The organism is Kitasatospora sp. NPDC101157 (assembly GCF_044768255.1).
GTDB lineage: Bacteria > Actinomycetota > Actinomycetes > Streptomycetales > Streptomycetaceae > Kitasatospora.
In genome coordinates this window covers 159,661-177,412 of sequence record NZ_JBIWPL010000003.1, presented here as the reverse complement: position 1 = coordinate 177,412, position 17,752 = coordinate 159,661, and the positions used below count along the sequence as shown (strand labels likewise).

Below are 17,752 nucleotides of genomic sequence, written 5' to 3'. Positions count from 1 at the left end.
CTCGTGGTGTGGTGGGTCTATGTTTCGTTGCTCCCCGCCCACCCCCCGCCCCCCCCCGGGGGCCCCCCCCCCCCCGGGGGGGGGGGCCCCTCGGCCGTGACGGTCGGTCATGGAAACCGGCCGGTCGTGACGGTCGGTCACTGAGCCGGGATGATCCCGGTCAGCCACTCGAAGGCGCTCGGGACCATCTTCTTCCACATCTCGGTGGTGTGCGGGCCGGTGCTCTCCTCGACCTGGACCTTGGTCGGCTCCTTGGCCACGGCGGCGATCGCCTGGCCGTCCTCGTAGCCGTCGCCCTTGGCGCCGCTGACCAGCAGGGCGACCTTCGGCGGCTGCTGGGCGGTCTTGAGGATGTTGACCGGGTTGTTGGCCTCGCGCAGCTTCGCGTCCTTGCCGACCAGCGAGTCCGGCTCGACCGCGGGGTCGTTGTAGCCGGACATCGCGATGCCGGCCCGGTAACGGTTGGGGTGGGCCAGCGACAGCTTGGCCGCGCAGTGGGCGCCGGCCGAGTAACCGGCGATCGCCCAGCGGTCCGCGGACGGGTCGGCGCGGAAGTTGTCCATCACCATCTGCGGGACGTCGCGGGTGATCCAGGCGTCCGCGTTGATCTTGCCGGGGATGTCGGTGCAGCCCGCGTCCTGGTGGCTGCCCAGCAGCAGGGTGCGCGGCGAGACCAGGATGAACGGCGCGACCTTGCCCTGCTGCATCAGCGGCTTCAGCTGCTCGGAGACCTTGAGGGTGCCGTACCAGGTGGAGGAGGAGCCCGGGTAGCCCGGGATCAGCTCGACGACCGGGAACTTCTTGTCCTTGAACGCCGGGTCGTTGTACTGCGGCGGCAGCCAGACCAGCACCTCGCCGTCGACGCCGGACACCTGGCCCTTGAGCTCGGTCTTCTGGACGTCGCCGGGCACCGCCGGGTCGTTCACCCCGCCGAACTTCTGCAGCACCTTCGGGGGCTGCTTGGCGGCCTCGCCGGACTGGCCGTTGCCCGCCGGGTCCACCGGCGGCACCGAGGGCACCGCGCGGACGTGGTCACCGGTGCCGAGCAGGTCGTCCCAGTTGCCGTAGATCAGGTTCGCGTTGTTCACCATCACGAAGACCATCAGCACGGCCGTGACCTGACAGAACATGATCATGACGATCCGGGACAGGGTGCGGACCGGCTGGGGACCGCGCACCTTCCCCCAGAACAGCAGCGCCACTGTGATGGACACCGGTACAAGGATGACGGTGAGGATGAAGAATGGCGTACCTGTCAGTTCCATCGAGTTCTCGTATCCGGGTCGCTCGCCGCCCGGGCCCCAGTCGCCCGAACGCACGTCAATGGCATCAGACGGCTGAGAACCGATGATCGGTTGCCGTCCGAATCTGTGCGGAACCTGAGAGGAACATCACGTTTCCGTGATGTTCCCGCTTCGGGTCGGCGCCTAGTCTGTCACCCGGACGGCGGTGCTCCGGACCAGACGCTCAGCGAACTTCCAGGAAGGTCCCCCGGGGCACCTTACCGCCCGGCCCGTTCGCGCCGCCGGGCGAGGCGGTGCGATCCCGCGCGGACGGGCCAGAGAGACTATGGGGATGAGCACTACCCGCTTTCGCCCGTCCCGCCGCTTCTGGCCCGTGTGCGCCGTCCTGGCCCTCGCGGTCACCGCGGCCGGTTGCAGCAGTACCGGAGGCAGACGCGCCGAGGAGGCCCGCGCCAAGGCCGCGGCCGCCGGTGGCAGCGCCGTCACCACCCCGCGCTGGAAGGTCGCCATGGTGACCCACGCCGGCGCCGGGGACGCCTTCTGGGACAGCGTGCGCAAGGGCGCCGAGCAGGCCGCCGCCAAGGACAACATCACCTTCCTGTACTCCAACGACGCGCAGACCCAGAACCAGGTCCAGCTCGTCCAGGCCGCGATCGACCAGAAGGTCGACGGCCTGCTGGTCACCCTCGCCAAGGGCGACGCGATGGCCGACGTCCTCGGCAAGGCCAAGGCGGCCGGCATCCCGGTGATCACGATCAATTCCGGTCAGGAGTTCTCCGCGAAGTTCGGAGCGCTGACCCACATCGGTCAGGACGAGTCCTCGGCCGGTCAGGCGGCGGGGGCGGAGCTGGCCTCCCGCGGCCGCAAGAACGTGCTGTGCGTGATCCACGAGCAGGGCAACGTCGGCCAGGAGCAGCGCTGCTCCGGCGCCCAGTCCAAGGCCGGCGGCGGCTTCCAGGTGCTCTACGTGAACGGCGTCGACATGCCCGACGCCCGGGCGGCGATCTCCGCCAAGCTCCAGGCCGACCCCACCGTCGACACCGTGCTCACCCTCTCCGGCCCGATGGCCGCCACCGGGCTGCAGGCCGTCCAGGACGCCCACCGCAGCGTGGAGCTGGACACCTTCGACCTGGGACCGCAGGTCGTGGCCGGGCTCAAGTCCGGCAGCGTCGGCTTCGCCGTCGACCAGCAGCCCTACCTCCAGGGGTACGAGGGCGTCGACCTGCTGTGGCTGTACAAGTCCAACCTGGACATGCTCGGCGGCGGCAAGCCCGTCGCGACCGGCCCGCAGATCCTGACCAAGGACAACGCCGACGCGCTCGCCGAGTACGTCGCGAGGGGGACCAGGTGAGCGCCTCCACCACCCCCGACGTGCTCGTCCAGGACCGCCCGGCGGCCCTGCGGCGGCTCCTCGCCCGCCCCGAACTCGGCTCGCTGATCGCCGCCGTCGCGGTGTTCGCGGTCTTCGCCGGCGCCGCCGAGCCCTTCCTGCGGCTCTCCTCGCTCGGCACCGTCCTCTACGCGGCCTCCACCATCGGGATCATGGCCGTGCCGGTCTCGCTGCTGATGATCGGCGGCGAGTTCGACCTGTCGGCCGGCGTGCTGGTCACCACCGCCGCGCTGACCTCCTCGATGGTCTCGTACCAGTTCACCGCCGTCACCTGGGTCGGCGTCCTGGTCTCGCTGGCGACCACGCTGGCGGTCGGCTGGTTCAACGGCTGGATGCTCGGACGCACCAAGCTGCCCAGCTTCATCGTCACCCTGGGCACCTTCCTGATGCTGACCGGCGCCAACCTCGGCGTCACCAAGGCCGTCTCCGGGACGGTCTCCACCAAGTCGATCGCGGACATGCAGGGCTTCGAGAGCTGCCGCCGGCTGTTCGCCTCCGAGGTGAACATCGGCGGGCTGGCGATCAAGGCCACCGTGTGGTGGTGGCTCGGCCTGCTCGTCATCGGCAGCTGGGTGCTGCTGCGCACCCGCTTCGGCAACTGGATCTTCGCCGTCGGCGGCGACGCGGCCGCCGCCCGCGCGGTCGGCGTGCCGGTCGCCCGGACCAAGACCGTGCTCTACCTGGGCGTCGGCTTCGGCGCGTGGGTGCTCGGACAGCACCTGCTGTTCTCCTTCGACACCGTCCAGTCCGGCGAGGGCGTCGGCAACGAGCTGATCTACATCGTCGCGGCCGTCATCGGCGGCTGCCTGATCACCGGCGGCTACGGCTCGGTGGTCGGCTCCGCGCTCGGCGCGCTGATCTTCGGCATGGCCAGCAAGGGGATCATCTACGCCCAGTGGAACCCGGACTGGTTCAAGTTCTTCCTCGGCGCGATGCTGCTGCTGGCCGCGCTGCTCAACGCGTACGTCAAGCGCCGGGCCGAGCGGGGGCCGCGATGAACGAGGAGCTCCTGGCGCTGGAGGGCGTCGGCAAGTCGTACGGCACGGTCCGGGCGCTGCAGGACGTCTCGCTGACCCTGCGGGCCGGCGAGATCAGCTGCGTGCTCGGCGACAACGGGGCCGGCAAGTCCACCCTGATCAAGATCATCGCTGGGCTGCACCAGCACGACGAGGGCACCTACACCGTCGGTGGCGAGGAGGTCCGGCTGGACTCCCCGCGCCAGGCCCTGGACCTCGGCATCGCCACCGTCTACCAGGACCTCGCGGTCGTCCCGCTGATGCCGGTGTGGCGCAACTTCTTCCTCGGCTCCGAACGGGGCATGCGCCGCTGGGGCGGCCTGCGGCTGGACGCCGACGGCATGCGCGCCACCACCCGCGAGGCGCTCGCGCGGATGGGCATCGACCTGCACGACGTCGACCGGCCGATCGGCACCCTCTCCGGCGGGCAGCGGCAGTGCGTGGCGATCGCCCGCGCCGTGCACTTCGGTGCCAAGGCGCTGATCCTCGACGAGCCGACCGCCGCGCTCGGCGTCAAGCAGTCCGGGGTGGTGCTCAAATACGTCACCGCGGCCCGCGACGCCGGGCTCGGAGTCGTCCTGATCACCCACAACCCGCACCACGCCTACCTGGTCGGCGACCACTTCACCCTGCTCAAGCGGGGGCGGATGGCCGGCAGCCACCCGCGCGCCGAGATCGGCCTGGAACAGCTCACCACCGAGATGGCCGGCGGCTCCGACCTCGCCGAGCTCTCGCACGAGCTCGCCCGGCCGTCCGCCGCCGAGCCCCTCGAATCCCCCGTTCTCCGTGAAACCCGTGAGACCCGCGAGACCCGTGAGGAGCGTCCGCAGCCGTGACCAGCCCCCAAGGCACCACCCGGCCGGCCGTCCTGCCCACCCTGCTCGGCCTCGGCCCGCGCGCCGAACGCCGCCGCCGCGCCCTGCCGGCGGGGATACTGCGGCTGCCCACCATCGGCGTCGACATCGGCGGCACCAAGGTGGTCGCGGGGGTCGTCGACGGCGAGGGCAAGGTGCTGGAGAAGCTGCGCACCGACACCCCGCACAAGAGCAGGAGCGCCAAGGTCGTGGAGGACGTCATCGTCGAGCTGGTGCTCCAGCTCGCCGACCGGCACGACGTCCACGCGGTCGGCATCGGCGCGGCCGGCTGGGTCGACGCCGACCGCTCCCGGGTGCTCTTCGCCCCGCACCTCAACTGGCGCAACGAGCCGCTCCAGCAGGCGCTGAGCGAACGGCTGCGCTTCCCGGTGATCGTGGAGAACGACGCCAACGCCGCCGCCTGGGCGGAGTGGCGCTTCGGCGCCGGGCGCGGCGAGGACCACATGGTGATGCTCACCCTGGGCACCGGCATCGGCGGGGCGGTCGTCCGGGACGGCTACGTCGACCGCGGGAAGTACGGCCTGGCGGGCGAGTTCGGGCACATGCAGGTGGTGCCCGGCGGGCACCGCTGCCCGTGCGGCAACCGCGGCTGCTGGGAGCAGTACTCCTCCGGCAACGCGCTGGTGCGGGACGCCCGCGAACTGGTCGCCGAGGAGTCCCCGGTGGTGCAGCCGCTGCTGGCCCGGGCAGGGGGGACGGTCGAGGGGATCACCGGCCCGCTGGTCACCGAGGCCGCCCGGGACGGCGACCCGACCGCCGTCGAGCTGCTCTACGAGGTCGGCACCTGGCTCGGCGTCGGCATCGCCAACCTCGCCGCCGGCCTCGACCCGGGGCGCTTCGTCATCGGCGGCGGCGTCTCCGAGGCCGGCGACCTCCTCCTCGGCCCGGCCCGGGACACCTTCCGCCGCACCTTGACCGGGCGCGGCTTCCGGCCCGAGGCCAGCATCGTCCACGCCGCCCTCGGCAACGAGGCCGGACTGGTCGGCGCGGCCGACCTGGCGCGTCAGGTGGCGCGGCGGTTCCGCACCATCAAGCGGCGGCGGGTGGAGCGCAGCGCGCTGTAGGGGGCGGGCGGCCCGGGCCGGCCCGGGGCTGGGCGGGGCTGGGGGGCGCCTGACGGCTGACAACTTTCAGGGAACAGATTTCAGCGAACAGATGACGTTATCTGTTCGCCGAAATCTGTCATCTGTCATCTGTCATCTGTCGGCCCGCGGCCGTCGGCCCGTAGCCCGCCCCGTCGGCCCCGATCCGCCGTCCGCCACTCCCGCCCCCTCGCGCCCGTTCCTGTCGTCACGTCAACTACCCATCGGTAATAGTGCGATGTGGTTGTCGGATTACCTCTCCTGTGCAACAACTGGTGAGTTGACGTCAACTCAGGAGGACTCGGATGAGGGCGCTGACCCGTCTCGCACCACCGCTGTTGCTCGCCACCGCACTGGTCTGGGCCACCACCGGACCCGCCGGTGCCGCGGTGCCGCCACCGAAGGCGCCGGAGGCGGTGGGGTGGGGCGGGGCGGTGGCGTCCGTGGACGCCGACGCCACCGCGGCCGGGATCGAGGTGCTGCGCAAGGGCGGGAACGCGGTGGACGCGGCGGTAGCCGTGGCCGCGGCGCTCGGGGTGACCGAGCCGTACTCGTCCGGGATCGGCGGCGGCGGGTACTTCGTCTACTACGACCACGCCACCGGACGGGTCCACACCATCGACGGCCGGGAGGTGGCCGGACACACCGCCGACAGCGGACTGTTCCTGGAGGACGGCAAGCCCCTCGCCTTCGCCGACGCCGTCACCAGCGGCCTGTCCGTCGGCGTTCCCGGCACCCCCGCCACCTGGGACTCCGCACTGCGCCAGTGGGGCACCCGCTCGCTCGCGCAGGCCCTGGAACCCGCCGAGCGGATCGCCGAGAACGGCTTCGTCGTCGACGACACCTTCCGGGGCCAGACCGCCGACAACTACGGCCGGTTCAAGGACTTCCCGGCCACGGCCAAGCTCTACCTGCCGAACGGCAAGCCCCCGGAGGTCGGCTCCGTCCTGCGCAACCCGGACCTCGCCGCGACGTACAAGCTGCTCGCCAAGGACGGCGTGAAGGCCTTCTACCAGGGCGAGTTGGCGAAGGACATCGTCAACACCCTGCAGCACCCGCCGGTCGACCCGGCCTCCGGCCGCAACGCCCGCCCGGGGAAGGTCGACACCGCGGACCTGGCCGCCTACCAGGTCCGCCGCCAGGCGCCCACCCACGTCGCCTACCGCGACTACGACGTCTACTCGATCGCCCCCTCCAGCTCAGGCGGCACCACCGTCGGCGAGGCGCTCAACATCCTGGAGGACGGCGACCTCTCGGACTACAGCAGCACGCAGTACTACCACCACTTCCTGGAGGCCTCGCGGATCGCCTTCGCCGACCGTAACCGCTGGGTCGGCGACCCGGCCTTCAACGACGTCCCCACCAAGCAGCTGCTCTCCGAGCGCTACGCCGCCTCCCGGGCCTGCCTGATCAGCCCCGACCACGCCCTCGCCGGCCCGCTCGCCCCCGGCGACCCGCGCCACCCGGCCGACTGCGCCGACACCGGCCAGGCCGTCGCCGAGCCCTACGAGGGCCCCAACACCACTCACCTCACGGTGGCGGACCGCTGGGGCAACATCGTCTCCTACACCCTCACCATCGAGCAGACCGGCGGCAGCGGCATCACCGTCCCCGGCCGCGGCTTCCTGCTCAACAACGAGCTGACCGACTTCGACTTCGCCCCGCTCACCGCCGGCGTCCCCGACCCCAACCTGCCCGGTCCGGGCAAGCGGCCGCGCTCCTCGATGTCCCCGACCGTCGTGCTGCGCGACGGTGAGCCGCTGCTGGCCACCGGCAGCCCCGGCGGCGCGACCATCATCACCACCACCCTCCAGGTGCTGCTCGGCCGCCTCGACCGGGGGCTGAGCCTGGAGCAGGCCATCGCCGCGCCGCGCGCCAGCCAGCGCAACGCCGCCGTCACCCAGGCCGAGCCGGGCTTCCTGGCACTGCCGGAACGGGCCGGGCTGGAGGCCCTCGGGCACCGCTTCACCAACGGCGGCGAGATCGGCGCCGCCACCGGCGTGGAACGGCTGCCGGACGGCCGCTGGGTCGCCGCCGCCGAACCGGTGCGGCGCGGTGGCGGCTCGGCCGCGGTGGTGCGCCCCGCGGGCTCGCGCTGATCCGTGCAGACGCCCGTCCCGGTGGCTGATCGGGCCGGGTTGTCAGTGCCGGGCGGTATGTTCGGGGTGGGCCTCCTTCCGGGGCGGCCCGCCCCCGTCCGCACCGACCGAACCACCGGGAAGGCCGCCCGCCGTGACCGTCCGCATCGCCACCTGGAACATCAACTCCGTCACCGCGCGGCTGCCCAAGCTCCTGGAGTGGCTGGAGAGCGCCAAGCCCGACGTGCTCTGCCTCCAGGAGCTCAAGTGCGCGGCCGACGCCTTCCCGTACGAGCAGGTCCGCGAGCTCGGCTACGAGACGGCCGCGCACGGCACCGGCCGCTGGAACGGCGTCGCGGTCGTCTCCCGGCTCGGCCTGGAGGACGTCGTGCGGGACCTGCCCGGCCAGCCCGGCTACCTGGCCGACGACGCCCTGCTGCCCGCCGTCGAGCCGCGTGCCATCGCCGCCACCTGCGGCCCGGTCCGGGTCTGGTCGGTCTACGTGCCCAACGGCCGCGAGGTCGACCACGCCCACTACCGCTACAAGCTGGAGTGGCTGGAGGCGCTGCGCAAGGCCGCCGCCGAGGACGCGGCCGGCCCGCGCCCCTTCGCGGTCCTCGGCGACTTCAACATCGCCCCCACCGACGAGGACGTCTTCGACGCCGCCGCCTTCGAGGGCCTCACCCACGTGACCCCGGTCGAGCGCGCCGCGCTGGAGGCCCTCGGCGAGATCGGCCTGCACGACGTGGTGCCGCGCCCGCTGAAGTACGACCGCCCCTTCACCTACTGGGACTACCGCCAGCTGGCCTTCCCGAAGAACCGGGGCATGCGGATCGACCTCACCTACGCCAACAAGCCCTTCGTCGACGCCGTCACCGACAGCTACGTGGACCGCGAGGCCCGCAAGGGCAAGGGCACCTCGGACCACGCCCCGGTCGTGGTGGACCTGGACCTCTGAGGCACCGGGGCTCCGCGCTCGGTCGTGACAGTGCGTGATGGTCCGTCGCTCGAACGGCTCTGAGCGGTGGCCGGGTCCGGAGCCCCTGCCTACCGTCGGTGAATGACCGGGTGCAGTTGAAACACCACGTGGACATGGGAGTCCCCGGCTGCGCCCGAGAATCCCGGAGGTTCCGGCATGCGCCCCATGCGTACGGCCGCCGCCGCCCTGATCGGCGCGACGGTGCTGACCGGTCTGACGGCCCCCCTCGCGGCAGCCAGGGACGGCGCGGCCTCGGTCAGCCCGTCCCAGGCCGCACCGGGCCAGACCGTGACGGTCACGGTCTCCTGCGAGAAGTCGGACAAGCCCGACGCCAAGACCATCTCCGCCCACTCCGCCGCCTTCGAGGGCGGCCCCGCGACCCTCACCCTGGGCGCCGACGGCAAGCACACCGGCTCCGCCCGACTGGCCTCCCAGTACAACGGCAGCAGCAAGGTCGACGGCACCTGCCCGAACGGCGGAGCCTTCTCCACCAGCGTCACCGTGACCACCGTCGCCGCCTCCAGCCCCGACAAGGGCCTCGGCGACTGGGGCAAGGCGGCCGGGGAGTGGGCCGGCTCGCTCGGTCAGTCCGGCGCCGGGAGCCAGCAGGTCGCCCCGCACGGCGCGGTGAAGACCGGCCTCGGCGGCTCGGTCGCGGCGGACCCCGCGGAGCTGGCCGGAGGGCTGGCCCTGGTCGCGGGCGGCCTCGGCGGTTTCTGGCTGCTCCGGAGGCGCAGTGCCTGACGGCCCCGGCCCCTCCGCACCAGCGCGTCGCGCCGCCGGACCCTGACAGGACCGGCGGCGCCTCGACGCGTCAGACGGCCGATCGCGCCCGCAGCCGAGTGTGGTGGTACTCCTGCTGCTCCTCGTGCCGCTCCTCGTGCCGGAGGATGCCGCTGGCCAGCAGGTACTGGGCCAGCACGTACGTGGCCATGATCCAGAACTGATGCCCCGGCAGCTCGCGCCACTTCGCCAGCTGGGTCGCGATCAGCGTGTCGGAGAGCAGGAACAGCGCCCCGCCCAGCCCGGTCCGCCAGCCCAGCCCGGCGGAGGTGACGGCCGTCGAGGTGAGCAGCAGGCTGTACCCGGCCACCGGGACCTTCAGTTCCCCGAGGTCCGGCCAGAGCTGACCGACCAGGCCCACCCAGGCCGCCGCGTACGCGGCCGCGACCACCAGTGCGCGCCGGCGGTCGGTGAACGCCCCGCGCTGGACGAACATCGTGACGTAGCAGACGTGCGCGGCCGCGAACGAGCCCATGCCGGCCAGGAACGCGGTGTCGTCCTTCAGCTGCAGCAGCACGTCCCCGCCGGCGCTCGCCAGCAGCGCCGGGGCCAGCAGCTTCGGCGCCTTCCGCCCGGCGGCGGTCGCCGCCGACACGCTGTGCGCGGCCAGCAGCGGCATCAGGGCCGGCTTGGTGGCGTTCTGCAGCACCGAGGCCCCGGACAGGATCGAGCCCAGGTGCGCCGCCGAGGTGGCCGCGAAGCCGCCGAGCAGGCCGGTGGCCGAACGCAGGCGCGCGCCGAGACCGGCGGCGCGGGTGGTCGTGCGGATGCTCATGCGGGGACTGCCTCCGAGGTCGCTCGGCTGGGGAGATCCACCGACCCTACGGGAGCCGTTCGGGCGGGGGAAGACCGGGTTACCGGTGCGTAACCCGGGTGCCGCACGGCGGATGACGGCCCGGCCGGGAGAGCGGAGGGCGGACGGCCGGTTCGAGGGCTCCTGCGGAGACTTCCTCAGGAGGACGGTTGCTGCCACCGGGTGACCCGGTCACCGTCTAGTCTTGACCCCGACATGGAGCAGCAGGAGTACGCGGTCGGCGCCACCCGGGTGGCCGCCGGCAGGCCGGACGGACGCACGGGCGGGGCAGGCCGGGGAAGCGCCGACGCCGTCCTCGCCGTACGCGAAGCCGTGCGTGAAGCCGAATGCGAAGCCGCACGCGGGTCCGACTGCGGGTCCGACCGCGAGTCCGGCCCCGTCGACGCCGTGGCCGGGAGCGGAGCTGACGATCCGCAGGCCTCCGCCGAAGGGCTCTCGCCCGACCCGGGACTGCTGCGGCTCGCCCACTGGTTCGCCGCCGCCACCCCCGGCACCGCGGACGACCTGTGCACCGCCTCCTTCGGCCTCTACCCCGCCCGCCACCTCGGCGCCGCGGCCGCGCCCGCCGAACCCGCCGTCAGCTGGTGGCACGGCCCGACCGCCCACGCGGGCGCCGTCCCGCGCGCCCGCGAGGCCCGCGCCGACGGCGGTCTGCGCCGCGCCCGCCGCGACGCCGCCGCACTGCCCGTCGTCCGGTCAGGCGCCAAGCGGGGCGGGCCCGGCAGGCACCGCCGGCCGGAGCGCAGCCCTGCCCTCCCGGAACTGCCCTGCGACGTGCAGGATCGTTCCGGTGGGGAACTCCCGGACGCCGAACGCCGCATCGCCGCCCGGCTGCTGCTCGCCCACCCGCTGGTCACCGCCTCCGGTCCGCACGCCGAGGGCTTCCCCCTGATCCGCCGTCACCGCGACTGGCTCACCGAACGCTTCGACACCCTGCTCGGCTACCGCCTCGTCGTCGGCCCGTGGCACGCCCGGCTCTGCAAGGCCGGCCTCGGTCCCGGCGCCGCCCGCCGCCTCGGACACCCCGCCACCGGTGCACCGTTCACCCCGGCCGGCTACGCCCGGCTCGCACTCGCGCTCGCCCTGCTCGTCGACGCCCCCGAGCAACTCGCCTACGGGCGGCTGCTCCAGGCGATGCGGGCGGCTGCGCCCGAGCTGATGGCCGGGCGCGGGGGCGGCGAGGGAGCCGACGTCGGGCTCGACACGGCGCTCGACACGGCGCTCGACATGGCACTCGCCGCGCTGGCCGACTGGCAGGTGCTGGGCGAACTGCCGGCCGACCCGGGCGACACCGCCTTCGTGCTGACCGTCGACCGCGAACTCGCCCGCGCCGTCCCGGCCGGCCCGCCCGCGCTCGCCGACGACGCCGCCGACCTCATCCGCCGCGCCGCCGAGGCCGAGCCCGGCACCGCCGTGCGCCGCCTCCTCGCCGAGACGCCGGCCGTCCTCGCCGCCGACCTCCCCGAGGACCAGCGCGAATGGCTGCGCGAGCACCGGCTCAGCGGCCCGGCCGCGCTCGCCGAATTCCTCGGACTGGAGGCCGAACTGCGGGCCGAGGGCGTCGCCCTGCTCGACCCGGCCGCCGAACTCACCGACCTCGCCCTCCCCGGTGCCGGCACCCTCGCCCAGGCCACCCTGCTGCTGGTGGAACGCCTGGTCGAGGAGGTCCGCCCGCTGCCGGGCGAGGACACGGGCGGCGACGTCCCGATCCCCGACGCGCTGATAGACGGGGTCCTCGGCGACATCGCCGACGACCACGACCTCCCCGCCCGCTACCTCGCCGACCGCACCGCCCTGCGCCGCGACGCCCTCGACCTCCTCCACCGCCTCGGCTTGATCACCCCCACTCCCCGCACCACCTGGCTCCTGCGCCCCCCGGCCGCCCGCTACGCCCCGGCCCCCGACCTCCACCCCACCCCCGGCACCGGCCGCCACTCCCGCCCCGTCGGCCCGACTCCGCCCCCGCCCCACGAGGGCCCGCACACCTAGCGACGCCCCTGGTCACCGGCACGGAGCTCCGCCCCGACCTTCCGCGCCGATCCGGCACCTACCGCCACCCCCGACCCGTGCGGTCCCTACGGCCGGTGCCGTGGCCGCACGGGTTCGCCGTCCTTCCGGGTGGGACGCCGTGGCCCGGTGCGCTCTCACCGCGGTGAGGAGGCACGGTCATCAGCCCGGCCGCAGCTGAAGCCGATCCCCCTGCGACGACCCCGAGCCGGACCAGGGGCTAGCCGGGAATGAGGGCGTCCCACTGGTCGCGGGTGGGGCCGTCGTGGTGCGGGGTGAAGCCGGGGCGGGCGGCGAGCCAGGTGGTGACGGCCTGGTCGACTTCCTTGGTGGCGTACGCGACGTCGGGGGTCCGTACGAGGTGGCGTACGTGGGCGCGGGCCCGCATGACGACCGGGTCGTCGAAGGCGCAGGCGGCGAGGGCGGCGGCGCGGTGGTCGGGGAGGGCCGAACCGTCCTTGAGGCGTTGTTCGTTGGTGCGGTCTGCGGTCACCTGGGCGTCGAACCAGGGGCGGATGGTCCCGGTGGTCCAGGCGTGGTAGCCGGCGGGGTCGGTGGCGACCTGCTCGGTGTGGCCGGCGAGGTACTGGGCGGCTCGCAGGCCGAGGGCCACGCCGTGGCCGAGGGTGGGGTTGGTGTGGACGAGGCTGTCCCCGGCGTTGACCAGGCCGGTGACGACGGGGCCGACGTCGTCGGTGAGGGAGGTCCAGCGGTTGTCCAGGCCGGCCATCGCCAGGACGGGCGACCGGGGTTCGGGGTCGAGGTCGAGCCAGGCGGCGCAGGCGGGGAAGTGCCGGAGGAGGGCCTCGAACACGGCGGGGTCGGTGAGGGCGCCGCGGGTGGGGTCGCCCGTGGAGAGCACCATGCTCAGCGCGAAGGTGTCGTTGTCGGACGGGAAGACGCCGGCGAGCGCGAATCCGGCGGCCGATCCGGTCTTCACCCGCCCGGGGTCGCGCGGGCCGTCGGCGCGCAGGCGGTACCAGCGGCACATGTAGGTGATCCCGGTGCGGTGGCTGTCGACCACGGGCGGGCGGCAGCCGGCCTCGACCAGCCAGGCGGGGACCGGTGAGCGGCGGCCGGCCGCGTCGACGACGAGGTCCGTCGGGTGGGTGTCCGTGTCCGTCCGCACGCCGGTGACCCGGGGCGGGTCCGCGGCCTCGACGGTGAGGCCGCTCACCCGGGTGCCCCGCCGCACCTCGACGGTGGGTTCCCGCCGTACGGCTGCGGTGAGCGCTGCCTCCAGGACGATGCGGCGGGTGCGCAGGGTCACCAGCTCCTCGTCGCCGGCCCGGTGCGGGGGGTGCTCGTCGAACCAGTCGAAGTCGTGGTACTCCCGGGCCCCGCGGGCCAGCAGGTCCGCGTAGACGTCCGGGGCCTCGGCGCGCAGCACGCTGCGTACGGGCGCGAGGAACGAGTGGGGCTGGTTGGCCTGCGGGACGCGGGGCCGGTTCCAGTGGTGGAAGTCCTGGTCCAGATCCTCTTCGGCCTGCCGGGTGTCCTGTTCGAACAACGTGACCGGGTGGCCGCGTCGGCCGAGCATGAGTGCTGTCCCCAGCCCGCTGATACCGCCCCCGATGATCGCAACCCGCGCCACTGGCTCCCCTTCGCGTCGTGTTGCGGGAGGATCCTAGTACCTGATGATCTTCGATCGGGCGCTGTCCCCCGGATTGGGCACTGTCCCCCGGATCGGCGCCGGACCGCGGCGGCTACTTGCTGGCGCTGGCGGTGGCGAGCGGGCCGTGCTGGACGGTCTCCACGGTGGCGCCGACGCCGAGGGTGCCCAGGGCGATGGAGGCGAGGACGGCGGTGCAGGCGAGAAGGCGGCGGTGGCGCTGGGGGAGCGGGAAGCGCGGTTCCTGGTAGGGCGCCTGAGTGCTGGCGTTCATGACAGGGAGGCTTCCAGGGCGGTGTGAACGGTCGGTACGCGCGGGTGAAGTCCGGACGGGGGTTGGGCGTCGGTTGGCCGCATACGCCCCACCCGACCCCCGGGCAGGGCGTATGCGCTGTTCAGCGGGGCCTTCCGCGGCCGGTGAGGGCCTCGCCGACGGCGTCCCGTACGGCGTCCCGTAGAGCGTTCCGTCAGGCCGCCCGTTCCTCGCTCGGTGCGTGCGCGGTCGCCAGGTAGTGGGAGAGCACCCGGCGGCTGCGGGTGAGGTCCTCGATCCGGGCGTCCAGGTCGGCGAGTTCGCCGCGCAGGGTGGCCAGCAGGTTCGGACAGGCCGTCAGGGCGGGCACCGGGCCGGTGGCGCAGGGCAGGATCTCGGCGATGATCCGGGTGGGCAGACCGGCCGCGAGCAGGCTGCGGATCTGCCACACCCGTACGGTGTCGTCCTCGCCGTACTCGCGGTAGCCGGCCGTGGTGCGGGCGGGCTGAAGCAGGCCCTGCTCCTCGTAGTAGCGGAGCAGGCGGGCGGAAACCCCGGTCAGGCGGGCGAGTTCTCCGATGCGCATGATCGGGTCAACGCGGGCCGCCGTAGGGGTGTTCCCGCCGCGCCCGTTCCCGGCCCGGATCCCCTCGGCTCAGTTCTTCACGAACTCCATTACCACCTCGCGCAGTTGGGGAAGCGCCTCGACCATCGGCAGGTGTCCGGAGGGCAGTTCGACGAAGCGGGCGCCAGGAATGCCCTCGGCCAGCAGGCGGTGCTGGGACGGCTGGACGAGCATGTCCTCGGCGGCGCCGACGACCAGGGTGGGTACGGTGACCGAGGCCAACTCGGCGCGGACGTCGACCCGGGCGGCCAGCCGGAACTGCTGCGGGAAACCGGCCGGCAGCGGGGAGCGGAGCCCCTCGCGCAGCGCCGCGAGCTGGTCGGCGGGCAGCGCGTCCACCCAGCTGTGGCCGAGGACGACGGTGAGCATCACCTCCGCGAGGTCGGCGGGCCGGTCCCGGAGCCGGACCATGAGCTCGGACAGGGCGCTCTGCCGGGCCGACCCGCCGGCCACGCCCGCGATCAGCAGCAGCGAGCGGACCCGCCCGGGGTGGCGGGTGGCGATCCGGACGGCGACGGCGGCGCCCAGCGAGAAGCCGGCCAGGTCGAAGGTGTCGAGGCCCTCCTCGTCGGCGGTCGCGACCAGCCGGTCGGCGTACTCGTCCAGGGTGGGTTCGCCGGGCTCGTACGGGCTGTCGCCGGAGCCGGGGTAGTCGGGGGCGACGACGGTGCGGTGCGCGGCGAGGTCGGGCAGCAGCGGGCCCCAGTTGTCCCGGGCGCTGCCTGCGGCGCCGTGGGCGAGCAGCAGGCCGGGGCCCGAGCCCTGGACGATCCGGGCGAGCGGGGCGGGGTGGGTGGCGGTGGACGGCACGGGTGCTCCTCGGTGCTTCCTCGGCGGGACGGACGGGCTGGTCGTCGCACGGGCGGTCCGGTCGGGCGGGCCGCCCGTGCGACACCGGGAACGCTAGGTATTCACACCGGTGAGAAGGTCAAGCGCGAAGCCCGGGCGTCCGCCCCGGTCACGGAAAGCGCCGGAGCGCCTACCCTGGGCGTGGAGCGCCATCCGGACGGTGCCGTCCGGAATCCGCTGCGCTCCGCCGCCGGGGCGCCCACCGTGCCCGCGTCGGCCGCACCGGTGTTCGCCCCGGGCCGAGCGGTCGCCGAGGAGGTGTCCAGGCCCGTGTCCGGAACCGTCGATGTGCCCGGAATCGTCAAGCCGCTGCCTGCCCAGTGGTTCGTCCGGCGCGACACCAACGCCGAGATGCGCTGGGAGGCGCTGCGCGATGCCGACGGCCGGGCCGCCGTCGGCCGTCATGTCCCGGTGGAACGGTTCTTCGTCCGCAACCACACCAGCACCCCGTTGATCGACCCGGTCGGCTGGCGGCTCAAGGTGTTCGGCAGCGGCCTGCGCGGCGCCCCGGCGCCGGAGCGGGCGGTGGAGTTCACCCTGGACGACCTGCGGGCGCTGCCCGCCACCCGGATCCACGCGCTGATCGAGTGCGCGGGCAACGGCCGCAGCTACTTCCACCGCCAGCAGGGCCGGCTCACCCCGGGCACACCGTGGACGCTCGGCAGCATCGGTTCTGCGAGCTGGCGGGGCGTCCGGCTGGCCGAGGTGCTGCGGGCCGCCGGGCTGACCGGTGCCGCGGTGGACGTGCTGCCCACCGGGCTGGACCCGGACTACGTCGTCGACGGCACCAACCACGGCCCGGTGCGCCGCCCGCTGCCGATCACCAAGGCGCTGGACGACACGCTGCTCGCGTACGAGATGAACGAGGAACCGCTGACCCCCGACCACGGCGCGCCGGTGCGGCTGGTGGTGCCCGGCTGGGTCGGCATCGCCTCGATCAAGTGGGTCGGCACCATCGAGGTCGCCGACCACCCGCTCCACTCGCCCTGGAACACCGTCTTCTACCGGATGTTCGGCCCGGGCCACCCGCCCGGCGGCGGGGCCGCGCTCACCACCCAGGTGGTCAAGTCCGCCTTCGAACTGGCCGAGGGTGCGCGGCTGGAGGCCGGGCGCGAGCACCGGCTGCACGGACGCTCCTGGTCCGGTACGGCGCCGGTGCGGCAGGTGGAGGTGAGCACGGACGGCGGCCTGAGCTGGCGGACCGCCGAGCTGGCCGAGGAGCCGTGCGCCGGTGACTGGACGCGCTGGAGCACCGTCTGGCGCCCCGAGCGGCCCGGACGTTACGAGCTGCGCGCCCGCGCGACGGACCGCCGGGGTGCCACCCAGCCCGAACGGGAGGCCTTCAACCGCGAGGGCTACCTGTTCGGCGCGGTGGTGGCGCACCCGGTGACGGTGGTCTGAGCGCCCGACGGGGCTCAGCCGGTGGACTGGACCTCGTACGGGGCCGGGTAGTGGGTCTCGTACGGGGTCAGCACCAGCCGCACCACGTCCTCCAGCCGCCGCCGGGCGTCCCCGAGCGTGGTGCGGCCGGTCACCCAGGCGGTCAGTTCGCCCTGCCAGGCGTGCGCGACGATGTGCCGCACCAGCTCGCTGGCGGCGGCCGGCACCTCGGCCGTCACCGCCTGGAGGGCGGCGCTGTCGGCCCGGGCCATGCCCTGCAGCGCCTCGCTGGCGAAGGGATCGGTGGAGGCGGCGACGGCCACCCGGAGCCGGGCCAGTTCGGGCTGGCGCTGGTAGGCCCGCATCCCGCCGCGGACGAACCGCACCGCCCGGTCCGTGGCCCCCAGTCCGGCGCGCGGTCCCCGCAGTTCGGCCACCAGGTCCGCCAGCAGCAGGCGGTGCCACTCGGCGATCGCCGCCGCCAGGAGGTGGTCCTTGGAGGAGAAGTATCGGTACGCCGTCCCCAGGGCGACTCCGGACCGCTCGCAGACCTGCTTCATCTGCAGCCGTTCGACGCCGATCTCGTTCACCAGGGCGAGCGCGGCCGCGATCAGGCTGTCGCGGCGTTCGAGCTGACGCGGAGACATCGCCTCCACCGGTCGTGGTGACAGGTCAACCTTGGTCACCCGCACCATGATACGGGCCGGGGCCGCTCAGGAGTATGACGCCGACCGGCCCCCTTCCGTTCGCCCGGCGGCAACCGGG

16 protein-coding genes are annotated in these 17,752 nt (G+C 73.7%); 9 read left to right on the top strand and 7 right to left on the bottom strand.

The genetic code is table 11. From position 1 onward, the window contains the following. Positions 1 to 137: 137 nt before the first annotated feature. Positions 138 to 1,214 (bottom strand): alpha/beta hydrolase, encoded by a 1,077-nt coding sequence (locus tag ACIRVF_RS07320; RefSeq protein ID WP_402815007.1) that lies wholly within the window; start codon positions 1,212 to 1,214, stop codon positions 138 to 140. A 361-nt stretch (positions 1,215 to 1,575) separates the two neighbouring features. On the opposite strand from ACIRVF_RS07320, the gene ACIRVF_RS07315 reads away from it, so the two are divergent. The 7 genes from ACIRVF_RS07315 to ACIRVF_RS07285 all read left to right on the top strand — a co-directional run bounded on the left by ACIRVF_RS07315 (position 1,576) and on the right by ACIRVF_RS07285 (position 9,408). Further along, the gene (locus tag ACIRVF_RS07315; protein WP_402815004.1) at positions 1,576 to 2,595 is read left to right on the top strand and encodes a sugar ABC transporter substrate-binding protein; all 1,020 of its coding nucleotides are present in this window, start codon (positions 1,576 to 1,578) and stop codon (positions 2,593 to 2,595) included. Further along, the gene (locus ACIRVF_RS07310) at positions 2,592 to 3,632 is read left to right on the top strand and encodes an ABC transporter permease (RefSeq protein ID WP_402815001.1); all 1,041 of its coding nucleotides are present in this window, start codon (positions 2,592 to 2,594) and stop codon (positions 3,630 to 3,632) included. Before ACIRVF_RS07315 ends, ACIRVF_RS07310 begins: the two co-directional genes overlap by 4 nt. Then, positions 3,629 to 4,486, top strand: a complete 858-nt coding sequence (locus ACIRVF_RS07305) for an ATP-binding cassette domain-containing protein (RefSeq protein WP_402814998.1) — start codon at positions 3,629 to 3,631, stop codon at positions 4,484 to 4,486. The genes ACIRVF_RS07310 and ACIRVF_RS07305 overlap by 4 nt, the downstream gene beginning before the upstream one ends. Continuing rightward, positions 4,483 to 5,589, top strand: a complete 1,107-nt coding sequence (locus tag ACIRVF_RS07300) for an ROK family glucokinase (RefSeq protein ID WP_402814995.1) — start codon at positions 4,483 to 4,485, stop codon at positions 5,587 to 5,589. Before ACIRVF_RS07305 ends, ACIRVF_RS07300 begins: the two co-directional genes overlap by 4 nt. Positions 5,590 to 5,912: 323 nt before the next feature. Then, on the top strand, positions 5,913 to 7,706 hold the full coding sequence (gene ggt / locus ACIRVF_RS07295) for a gamma-glutamyltransferase (protein WP_402814993.1): 1,794 nt from the start codon (positions 5,913 to 5,915) through the stop codon (positions 7,704 to 7,706). Positions 7,707 to 7,839: 133 nt separating this feature from the next. Next, the gene (locus ACIRVF_RS07290; RefSeq protein ID WP_402814990.1) at positions 7,840 to 8,643 is read left to right on the top strand and encodes an exodeoxyribonuclease III; all 804 of its coding nucleotides are present in this window, start codon (positions 7,840 to 7,842) and stop codon (positions 8,641 to 8,643) included. Between the two features lie 177 nt (positions 8,644 to 8,820). Then, positions 8,821 to 9,408 (top strand): hypothetical protein, encoded by a 588-nt coding sequence (locus ACIRVF_RS07285; protein WP_402814988.1) that lies wholly within the window; start codon positions 8,821 to 8,823, stop codon positions 9,406 to 9,408. Positions 9,409 to 9,478: 70 nt separating this feature from the next. On the opposite strand, the gene ACIRVF_RS07280 is transcribed toward ACIRVF_RS07285, so the two are convergent. Continuing rightward, the gene (locus ACIRVF_RS07280; protein ID WP_402814986.1) at positions 9,479 to 10,222 is read right to left on the bottom strand and encodes a lysoplasmalogenase; all 744 of its coding nucleotides are present in this window, start codon (positions 10,220 to 10,222) and stop codon (positions 9,479 to 9,481) included. A gap of 234 nt (positions 10,223 to 10,456) precedes the next feature. On the opposite strand from ACIRVF_RS07280, the gene ACIRVF_RS07275 reads away from it, so the two are divergent. Beyond that, positions 10,457 to 12,250, top strand: coding sequence for a DUF2398 family protein (locus ACIRVF_RS07275; protein WP_402814983.1), 1,794 nt, complete (start codon positions 10,457 to 10,459; stop codon positions 12,248 to 12,250). A 238-nt stretch (positions 12,251 to 12,488) separates the two neighbouring features. Here ACIRVF_RS07275 and ACIRVF_RS07270 read toward each other — a convergent pair whose 3' ends face one another. The 4 genes from ACIRVF_RS07270 to ACIRVF_RS07255 form a co-directional block, all read right to left on the bottom strand. After that, positions 12,489 to 13,862 (bottom strand): NAD(P)/FAD-dependent oxidoreductase, encoded by a 1,374-nt coding sequence (locus tag ACIRVF_RS07270; protein ID WP_402814980.1) that lies wholly within the window; start codon positions 13,860 to 13,862, stop codon positions 12,489 to 12,491. Between the two features lie 112 nt (positions 13,863 to 13,974). Continuing rightward, positions 13,975 to 14,154, bottom strand: a complete 180-nt coding sequence (locus tag ACIRVF_RS07265; RefSeq protein WP_402814977.1) for a hypothetical protein — start codon at positions 14,152 to 14,154, stop codon at positions 13,975 to 13,977. 193 nt (positions 14,155 to 14,347) lie between these two features. Beyond that, positions 14,348 to 14,719 (bottom strand): MerR family transcriptional regulator, encoded by a 372-nt coding sequence (locus tag ACIRVF_RS07260; RefSeq protein WP_402814974.1) that lies wholly within the window; start codon positions 14,717 to 14,719, stop codon positions 14,348 to 14,350. Positions 14,720 to 14,788: 69 nt separating this feature from the next. After that, the gene (locus ACIRVF_RS07255; RefSeq protein ID WP_402814971.1) at positions 14,789 to 15,568 is read right to left on the bottom strand and encodes an alpha/beta fold hydrolase; all 780 of its coding nucleotides are present in this window, start codon (positions 15,566 to 15,568) and stop codon (positions 14,789 to 14,791) included. A 174-nt stretch (positions 15,569 to 15,742) separates the two neighbouring features. Here ACIRVF_RS07255 and ACIRVF_RS07250 point away from each other — a divergent pair, with 174 nt between their 5' ends. Next, a complete protein-coding gene (locus tag ACIRVF_RS07250; RefSeq protein WP_402815749.1) occupies positions 15,743 to 17,008 on the top strand; it encodes a sulfite oxidase in 1,266 nt (421 codons plus the stop codon). Between the two features lie 14 nt (positions 17,009 to 17,022). On the opposite strand, the gene ACIRVF_RS07245 is transcribed toward ACIRVF_RS07250, so the two are convergent. Next, on the bottom strand, positions 17,023 to 17,673 hold the full coding sequence (locus ACIRVF_RS07245) for a TetR/AcrR family transcriptional regulator (protein WP_402814968.1): 651 nt from the start codon (positions 17,671 to 17,673) through the stop codon (positions 17,023 to 17,025). Between the last annotated feature and the right edge of the window lie 79 nt (positions 17,674 to 17,752).

Bases quoted from the DNA above. Each gene is read 5' to 3' on its own strand.
- ACIRVF_RS07315 (WP_402815004.1), top strand. From the start codon at position 1,576: ATGAGCACTACCCGCTTTCGCCCGTCCCGCCGCTTCTGGCCCGTGTGC.
- ACIRVF_RS07305 (WP_402814998.1), top strand. From the start codon at position 3,629: ATGAACGAGGAGCTCCTGGCGCTGGAGGGCGTCGGCAAGTCGTACGGC.
- ggt (WP_402814993.1), top strand. From the start codon at position 5,913: ATGAGGGCGCTGACCCGTCTCGCACCACCGCTGTTGCTCGCCACCGCA.
- ACIRVF_RS07285 (WP_402814988.1), top strand. From the start codon at position 8,821: ATGCGCCCCATGCGTACGGCCGCCGCCGCCCTGATCGGCGCGACGGTG.
- ACIRVF_RS07280 (WP_402814986.1), bottom strand. From the start codon at position 10,222: ATGAGCATCCGCACGACCACCCGCGCCGCCGGTCTCGGCGCGCGCCTG.
- ACIRVF_RS07275 (WP_402814983.1), top strand. From the start codon at position 10,457: ATGGAGCAGCAGGAGTACGCGGTCGGCGCCACCCGGGTGGCCGCCGGC.
- ACIRVF_RS07265 (WP_402814977.1), bottom strand. From the start codon at position 14,154: ATGAACGCCAGCACTCAGGCGCCCTACCAGGAACCGCGCTTCCCGCTC.
- ACIRVF_RS07260 (WP_402814974.1), bottom strand. From the start codon at position 14,719: ATGCGCATCGGAGAACTCGCCCGCCTGACCGGGGTTTCCGCCCGCCTG.